Origin of the sequence: Telmatospirillum siberiense, assembly GCF_002845745.1 — a bacterium.
Classification (GTDB): domain Bacteria; phylum Pseudomonadota; class Alphaproteobacteria; order Rhodospirillales; family Magnetospirillaceae; genus Telmatospirillum; species Telmatospirillum siberiense.
Genome location: NZ_PIUM01000038.1, coordinates 57,933 through 65,309 on the forward strand (window position 1 = coordinate 57,933; position 7,377 = coordinate 65,309).

The 7,377-nt window shown below is 60.2% G+C and carries 6 protein-coding genes and 1 pseudogene; 2 read left to right on the forward strand and 5 right to left on the reverse strand.

Going from position 1 to position 7,377, the window contains the following annotated elements:
* Window positions 1–2: 2 nt before the first annotated feature.
* From CWS72_RS23590 to CWS72_RS23610, 5 genes are read right to left on the reverse strand one after another with little or no spacing between them, the layout of a single operon-like run.
* Window positions 3–1,001: an ABC transporter permease gene (locus CWS72_RS23590; protein ID WP_241911868.1), complete on the reverse strand. Its 999-nt coding sequence runs from the start codon at window positions 999–1,001 to the stop codon at window positions 3–5.
* The gene (locus CWS72_RS23595; protein ID WP_101253105.1) at window positions 992–2,587 is read right to left on the reverse strand and encodes an ABC transporter substrate-binding protein; all 1,596 of its coding nucleotides are present in this window, start codon (window positions 2,585–2,587) and stop codon (window positions 992–994) included. Before CWS72_RS23595 ends, CWS72_RS23590 begins: the two co-directional genes overlap by 10 nt.
* A 32-nt stretch (window positions 2,588–2,619) precedes the next feature.
* Window positions 2,620–3,792 carry a M20 aminoacylase family protein gene (locus CWS72_RS23600; protein WP_101253106.1) on the reverse strand — a complete coding sequence of 391 codons (1,173 nt, stop codon included), beginning with the start codon at window positions 3,790–3,792 and terminating at the stop codon, window positions 2,620–2,622.
* A gap of 3 nt (window positions 3,793–3,795) precedes the next feature.
* Window positions 3,796–4,266, reverse strand: a complete 471-nt coding sequence (locus CWS72_RS23605; protein WP_101253107.1) for an L-2-amino-thiazoline-4-carboxylic acid hydrolase — start codon at window positions 4,264–4,266, stop codon at window positions 3,796–3,798.
* A 2-nt stretch (window positions 4,267–4,268) separates the two neighbouring features.
* Window positions 4,269–5,570 carry an NAD(P)/FAD-dependent oxidoreductase gene (locus CWS72_RS23610; protein ID WP_101253108.1) on the reverse strand — a complete coding sequence of 434 codons (1,302 nt, stop codon included), beginning with the start codon at window positions 5,568–5,570 and terminating at the stop codon, window positions 4,269–4,271.
* A gap of 517 nt (window positions 5,571–6,087) precedes the next feature.
* On the opposite strand from CWS72_RS23610, the gene CWS72_RS23615 reads away from it, so the two are divergent.
* Both CWS72_RS23615 and CWS72_RS27535 read left to right on the forward strand, forming a co-directional pair.
* Window positions 6,088–7,035 (forward strand): family 2A encapsulin nanocompartment shell protein, encoded by a 948-nt coding sequence (locus tag CWS72_RS23615; RefSeq protein WP_101253109.1) that lies wholly within the window; start codon window positions 6,088–6,090, stop codon window positions 7,033–7,035.
* A gap of 46 nt (window positions 7,036–7,081) precedes the next feature.
* Window positions 7,082–7,377: pseudogene (locus tag CWS72_RS27535) on the forward strand (aminotransferase class V); the annotation flags it as partial.

Sequence of the window (7,377 nt, forward strand, 5' to 3'; positions counted from 1 at the left end):
AATCAGCGCCCCTTCTCGCGGATACGCGGGTCCAGGCGCGCATACAGCAAGTCCACCAGGAAATTCACGATGATCACCAGCAGAGCCGAAATGAAGACGATCCCCAGTAAGGTATTGAGATCGCGCTGAACAACGGCCTCATAGGCAAGACGCCCCAACCCTGGCAGCGTGAAAACGCTTTCGACCACACACGAACCTCCCAACATGGTGCTCGCATGCAGGCCGACCAAGGTGACCATCGGCAACAGAGCGTTGCGCAACACATGCCGGGTGACGATGCGGGTCTCGTCCACGCCTTTGGCACGAGCGGTCTGAACGAAATCCATGGTCGATACCTCGAGCATCGAGGCCCGCATGATGCGCAGATAGATGGACAGAAAAATCAGTGCCAAAGTCAGCGTCGGCAAAACCATATGGCGCGCGATGTCCACCAGCCGCCAAAAACCGACGTGTCCGGCCCCCAGCTCTTCATATCCTCCGGACGGCAGCCATCCCAGCTTCACGGCGAACACCACCATCCCCATCAGGCCCAACCAGAACGAAGGGGTGGCGTAGAACAACAGCCCCACGGTGGAAATCAGCGCGTCGGGCCACTTGTTGACGCGCCGGGCGGCCATCGTCCCCAGGACGATTCCGCCGAGCAGGGCCAACAGCAGAGAAGAAGCCATCAGCAACAGGGTCACCGGCAGACGCTCGACGATGACCTCGGCAACCGGCTTGCCGTAAATAGCGGAAAATCCCAAATCCAGTTGGACCAACCGCAAAAGATAACGCCCCATCCGCACGGTGGCGGAGGCATCCAGACCATAAAAACGTCTTAGATTCTCGATCACCGCGATATCGCCGCCGCCCATCTGGGCCAACAGGGCGTCGACGGTATCGCCGGGGGCGAATTGCAACAGGACGAACACGCCCACCAGAATGATCAGCAAGCTGGGAATGCTGGTGAGCAATCGTCGCAGAGCGAAACCGAGAAGCGGCATGAGGCCCGTCAGAGCCACAAGTCATACCACGAGCTGGATGGCCAGCGCGGCGTATTATGATGATTTTTCAACTTCTTACTGGTAACGGAGATGAACTCCCGCTCGGTGGCGAACCAAAGGGGAAGTTCGGCGTTGACCTCTTTGACCCAATCGTCATAAAGCCCCTTGCGTTTGACCGGATCGACCTCGGAAGCGGCGTCGTCGATCAGGCGATCCACCTTATCGGACTGCCACCCGAACTGATTGGTCCATGGCGATCCCTTCGGACTTCCGGAACGGAACCAGACGGTGGTGGAGACCGCGGGATCACCGCGATATTGATGCCACCCGGTGGCCAGATCGAAATTCCAGTCCTTGTAGATGGTCGATAGAGCGCCGGCGATATCAAGTTGCACGATCTCGACCTTGATTCCGACGTCAGCCAGGGATTGTTGGATGAAGGTGGCGAATTGGGGCACGTCCTCGCCGTTCTGGACGGGAACCAGGCGCAGGGAAAAGCGGTTTCCATCGGGACCGCGCTTATAACCCGCCTCGTCGAGCAACGCGTCGGCGCGCTTGGGATCGAAGGGATAGGGAAAGCTTCCGCCCTGATAAAATGCCGTGGAGTTGGACGGAATCGGCCCCGTGGCGCGCTTGCCATGCCCATAAAGGAAGTTCTCGTTAAAGAAATCGACATTGATGGCGTGCGCGATGGCGCGGCGGACCCGGACATCGGCGAGTTCCTTGCGCCGATGATTGAATTCCACCGTATTGTTGAAGGCGTTGGCCTCGTTGCCGCGGGAGGAAACTTCAAAGCGCGGATCCGATTTCAGGCGGTCGATATCCGACAGGGAGAGCTGATTGTAAGCGGACAGTTGCACCTGCCCGGTCTCCAACGCCGCCGCCGCCGCCGATTTATCGGTAATGAAACGCCAGACGATCCGATCGAGATAGGGATAGCCCTTTCTCCAATAGTTCGGGTTGCGCTCGGCAACGATATATTGGCCCCGCTGATATTCGACGAATTTGAAGGGCCCGGTCCCGATCGGCGCCGTGTTCGCCGGATTTTCCAGGACATCGGTTCCTTCGAAAACATGGCGTGGGACGACATAACCAAGGTCGGCCAATGCCCGCAACAACAACGGCAACGGAATCGGACGAGAATACCGGAAGATCGCGGTATGGGGATCGGGCGTGTCGACGGCGTCCAGATAAAGCTGCAGCTGCGTGCCATAGTTCAAATGCTTTTTCCACAGCTCCAGCGCATTATATTGAACATCCGCTGCGGTGAAGGGCTTGCCGTCGTGCCAAGTGACCCCCTCGCGCAATTTGAAGGTGATCGTCTTGCCGTCCGGCGTCGCACTCCAGGAGGTGGCGAGTACCGGCTCGGGCTTGCCGTCCGGACCAAGGTCGACAAGCGATTCGATGATCTTGCTTGTCACGATGTAGACGCCGGTCGATGCCCGCAATGCGGGATTGAGAATGCGTTGCTCCGTGGCTTGATGCACCGTCAGAACGCCACCGCGGCGAGGCTGTTCGTCAGCGGCGAAGATGGGACGGGGCAATGCCGCGGCGGCGGCGGCGGCGGAAACCGAGGCAAGCAAAGCACGGCGAGACAGGATCATCTTGGTTACCCTCGTCGATGAAGAATGGGAATTCAGTTCTCGAGCGGCAGCACCGTGTGCACCAAATGCACCCAGTAGCTGGCCCCCAGCGTCAGAACCGCGTCGTTGAAATCGTACCCGGGGTTATGCAGTGGGGTCCCGGCCCGTCCAGGCCCCGAACCGAGCCAAATGTAAGCTCCCGGGCAGGCTTGCAGAAGAAAGGAGAAATCCTCCGAGCCCATCGCCGGACGGGGATTTAAGTCGACTTTGTCCGGACCGACGGCCGCCGCGGCCGCAATCCCGGCAATACGTGCCGGTTCTTGCGCATTGATCGTCGGTGGATAGCGGCGTTCGTAACGCAACCGTCCCGTGATGCCGAAGCTGCTCGCCACGCCCTGGACAATCTCCCCAATGCGGCGTTCCACCTCATTTTGAAGCGCCGGCAGAAATGTCCGCACCGTGCCGCGCAGCACGGCCTGCTGCGGCAGGACATTCCAGGTGTCGCCGCCATGGATCTGGGTAACGCTGACCACCGCCGCCTCAAGCGGATCGACGTTGCGGGAGGCTATGGTTTGCAATGCGACGACCAGATGAGATGCCGCGACAATGACATCGCGGCCGAGATGCGGCATGGCGGCGTGGGCGCCCTGCCCATCCAGGTGAATCTCGAAAATGTCGTAAGCGGCCATCACCGGGCCGGAACGGATGGCAAAATGCCCCGCCTCCAGGCCGGGCCAATTGTGCATGCCATAGACCGAACCGATCGGAAAGCGTTCGAACAGGCCGTCTTCAACCATGGCTCGCCCGCCACCTTCGTTTTCTTCGGCCGGCTGGAAAATCACGGCGACGGTTCCGGCGAAATCCCGGGTCTCGGCCAGATGCCGAGACGCCGCCAACAGCATGGCCGTATGTCCGTCGTGACCGCAGGCATGCATCTTTCCCGGGCGGCGCGACCGGTGATCGAAATCGTTGCCCTCCTGCAGGTCGAGAGCATCGATATCGGCCCGCAACCCGATCCATGGTCCGTCGGCGCGGCCTCTGATCACGCCGACGACGCCGGTTTTGGCAATTCCCTGATGAACGTCGATGTCAAATTCGCGGAGCTTGCCCGCCACGAAGGCGCTGGTCTCGACCTCTTCGAAGGCGGTCTCCGGGTGAGCGTGCAGATGATGCCGCCACTGCTTGATCTCGGCGTCCCGAGCCTGAATTTCAGCGAAAAGGGCCATTCCTCAGGACCGATCCCCGGGAAGGGAATAGCGAAAATCGCAATGGCTGGCGCCGTCCATGATGGTCTGCGTCCGTTCCAGGCGCATGCGAGGGTCATAGCCGGCGCAGAACTCTCCGTCGCGATTGCAGGACAACAGCCCCCCGATATCGGCGACGCCCAGTGCCCGATAGGTTTCGGCGTAACGGCAGCGGACGACGTTGAAGTCCAGATGATCGGGTTCCACCCTCAGCCAATCGATGGCCAGCGCGTCATCTTGCTGCCATAGCGCCAGGAGCTCTGCAAAAGCCCGAAGATCCGACGGACCTCCGGAACGTTCCGCCAAATCGGCGCCGGCTTTCCGGGCCGCCTCGATCACCGCCTTCGCCAGGATCCGCTTGGCCGCCTCGACGCCGATCTCGACCGTCATGGCCTCGAATACCTGCTTGGCGAAAGCCGCTTCGATGGCCCGTTGTTCCAGAATTGTGGCGGTCATGATCAGGCCCGCACCTCCTGACGATCAAGCCAACGATAGCGCAGCAACTCTATCCTCGAAAAACGACGCACCAGGCCCTGCAAAGGGATCGTGGCCAGGGGAGTCAACGGCAGGTCCAGATCATTGACGTCATGCCCCAAGGCCGCCTGGGCCAAAACCCTGCCTGCCGCCGCGGCCAGGGCCAGTCCCCGGCCGTTGTAGCCGATGACGGTGATGATGCCGGGGGCAACCTGATGAAAATGGGGCAGGAAATTCGTCGTGATGGCGACGTCGCCATACCACTGATATTCGAATCGGATATCGTCACCGAGGACCGGGAACACTCTGCGCAAACGTTCGCCGATCCGACGATCCAGACGGGATCGCCATTGGAAATTCAGCGCCAATGCGCCACCGGTCACGATGCGGTGATCCGCGGTGGCATGAAAGAAATAGAGATCGCGATGACTATCCGACAAGGCATGATTCAGCGGCAGGACTTGCGACAAAATCTCGGGCGCCAGCGCCTGCGTCGCCATTTGATAGGAACGGACCGGAACGATGGAGCGCCGCAGCGCCGGAAAGAGCGCATCGGCGTAAGCATCGGTCGCCACCACCACCTTGCCGGCGACCACGGCGCCGTTTGGTGTTTGCAATCTCCAGCCGTCACCCTGCGGCGCCACCGAAAGAACGGGTGACTTGGTGAATATCTCGGCGCCGGCCCGCAATGAGGCCTCGGCCAAACCACGCGCCAAGCCAAGCGGATTGACATGCCCGCCGGTGCGGGCAAGTAAACCGCCGTGATAGATGACCGCCCCCGTCAGTGTCCCCACCTGCTCCCGATCGAGATAGGCGACGTCCGCTCCCAATTCGGCCCATTGCTCGTAACGACGCCTGGCCAACACCGCCCGGCCGGGCGAATGAGCGGGCTGCACCCAGCCCGTCTGCTGCGCATCGCATTCGATGCCGTGCTTTCGGATCAGATCGAATGTGAAGGCCGCGGAACCCGCGATCAACCGTGCCAGACGATTGCCCCGCTCTTCCCCGAATCGCTGGCGAAGATCCTCGGGATTGGCGCGGGTGAGGGCTGGAATGACCTGTCCGTTGTTGGTCCCCGCGCCGCCATACCCGATGTCGACGGCCTCCAGAACGACCACGCTTTTTCCCGCTTGCACGACATGCAATGCCGTCGACAGTCCGGCATATCCGCCACCGATAACCGCGACGTCGACGGTGCGATCGCCGTCCAACGGACTCGTCGGCGGCCCCGGCCGCGCGGTCACCGACCACAAGGATGCCGGGGATTGAGAGGAAACGATCGTCATCCAGAACCTCCTGGCACCAAAACCAGCCGTGACACCACACAATTCCAGTAGAATATATACTACAGCTGATGGTGATGTCCCCGATTATTTTCACATTAAATTATGTTTTTAAAAATTAAACATCGATAAATTACTGTTATTCATGCGCGCGACACAATGATGAAAACCATCTCGCTGCGACGCCGGAAGGATTGCAGATCTTCACAGGCGCCCTCTCGTTCGCCATATCGAAAAATTATCTGTTGATAAGTGTTAAATTAATAAATTTTCCACCACCTCTGGTGATTACCATAATATTCACAAAAAATATCAACATAATGTATTTCGCTCAATATCAAGGATGTTCATCCGTAAAATTGGATAATTCCACGATATCTATCTTTTCGGTTATTGACCGCACTGCAATATAAGCGTTTCCTGTTTTTCCGCAGAATTATGTTCGTACATATTCTCTCACAAGCTCTTGTGAGGAACGACGAGCCGCATACGCCGACCGCCTCGCCGAGGAGAAGATCGCATGGCCGAAGACATCCCTGAAGAACGCCGAACACTCAGTGAGCAGGCCGCTCGCCAACTCGCCAATGCCACCAAGACCCGCGCGCAATGGTCAGGCATCACGCCACGATGGCTGGTTTCCTTCCTGCCATGGGTTCCGGTTGAAGCCGGCATCTACCGTTTGAACCGGGTCAAGGAATCGACCGTCGACGCCTCGACCACCGTCCAATGCAGTCCGCGCGGCGATGCCGAACTTCCCGAGACCTTCGTACCTTACGAAGAGGAGCCGAATGAATATTGGCTCAATGCGGTCACCACGGTACTGGACGTTCAAACCCGCGTTTCGGACCTCTACAGCCATCCGATCGATCAGATCCAGGAGCAGCTTCGCCTGCTGATCGAAAAGGTAAAGGAAAAGCAGGAATCCGAACTGATCAACAATGCGGATTACGGCCTGCTTCCCAATACCGCCGCATCACAGAGAATCAAGACCCGCAGCGGCCCACCCACGCCCGACGACCTCGATGAGTTGATCTCCAAGGTGTGGAAGGAACCCGCCTTTTTCCTGGCGCATCCCAGGGCCATCGCCGCGTTTGGGCGCGAATGCACGCGGCGCGGGGTCCCGCCGCCCACCGTCACGCTGTTCGGTTCGCCCTTCATCACCTGGCGCGGCCTGCCGATAGTCCCCACCGACAAGCTCTATGTCGACGCGAATGGCAAATCCAACATCCTGCTGCTGCGCACGGGCGAACAGAAGCAGGGCGTGGTCGGCCTGTTCCAGCCGGGCGTCCCCGGTGAAATCTCGCCCAGCCTTTCGGTTCGCTTCATGGGCATCAACCGCAAGGCCATCGCGTCCTATCTGATCTCGCTCTATTGCTCGTCGGCCATCCTCACCAAGGATGCGCTCGGGGTGCTCGAAGATGTCGACGTCGGCCGCTATCACAAATATGGCCATGAGTATTACGAGTGACCTCGGCGGCGGCCCGGTACCCCAAACTCCCCACGGGGGAGCGGGGTTGCCGCCGTCCGCAGGCCTCGAAGCGGATTCGGCGCGCCTAGCCGGAGCGCCCGACCCCGCCATCATCGCGCAGATGGCAAATGCATTCTTTGCCGCGCTGCCGGGCCAATCCGTGCCCTCGGTGGGAGCGCCCCCCCCTTCCCTGCCGGGGATCGGCGCCGCGCCGACGGCGGGCGCGACACCTCCGGCCACGCCTTCCGTTCCGTTCGCCGGGCATCCGACCACCGTTCCCGCCGCTCCCCAGGAAGGACCGCTGGTTGCCGCGCCATTGCCGCCCCCCGGCAACCCCACCGG

Bases quoted from the DNA above. Each gene is read 5' to 3' on its own strand.
- CWS72_RS23595 (WP_101253105.1), bottom strand. From the start codon at position 2,587: ATGATCCTGTCTCGCCGTGCTTTGCTTGCCTCGGTTTCCGCCGCCGCC.
- CWS72_RS23600 (WP_101253106.1), bottom strand. From the start codon at position 3,792: ATGGCCCTTTTCGCTGAAATTCAGGCTCGGGACGCCGAGATCAAGCAG.
- CWS72_RS23605 (WP_101253107.1), bottom strand. From the start codon at position 4,266: ATGACCGCCACAATTCTGGAACAACGGGCCATCGAAGCGGCTTTCGCC.
- CWS72_RS23610 (WP_101253108.1), bottom strand. From the start codon at position 5,570: ATGACGATCGTTTCCTCTCAATCCCCGGCATCCTTGTGGTCGGTGACC.
- CWS72_RS23615 (WP_101253109.1), top strand. From the start codon at position 6,088: ATGGCCGAAGACATCCCTGAAGAACGCCGAACACTCAGTGAGCAGGCC.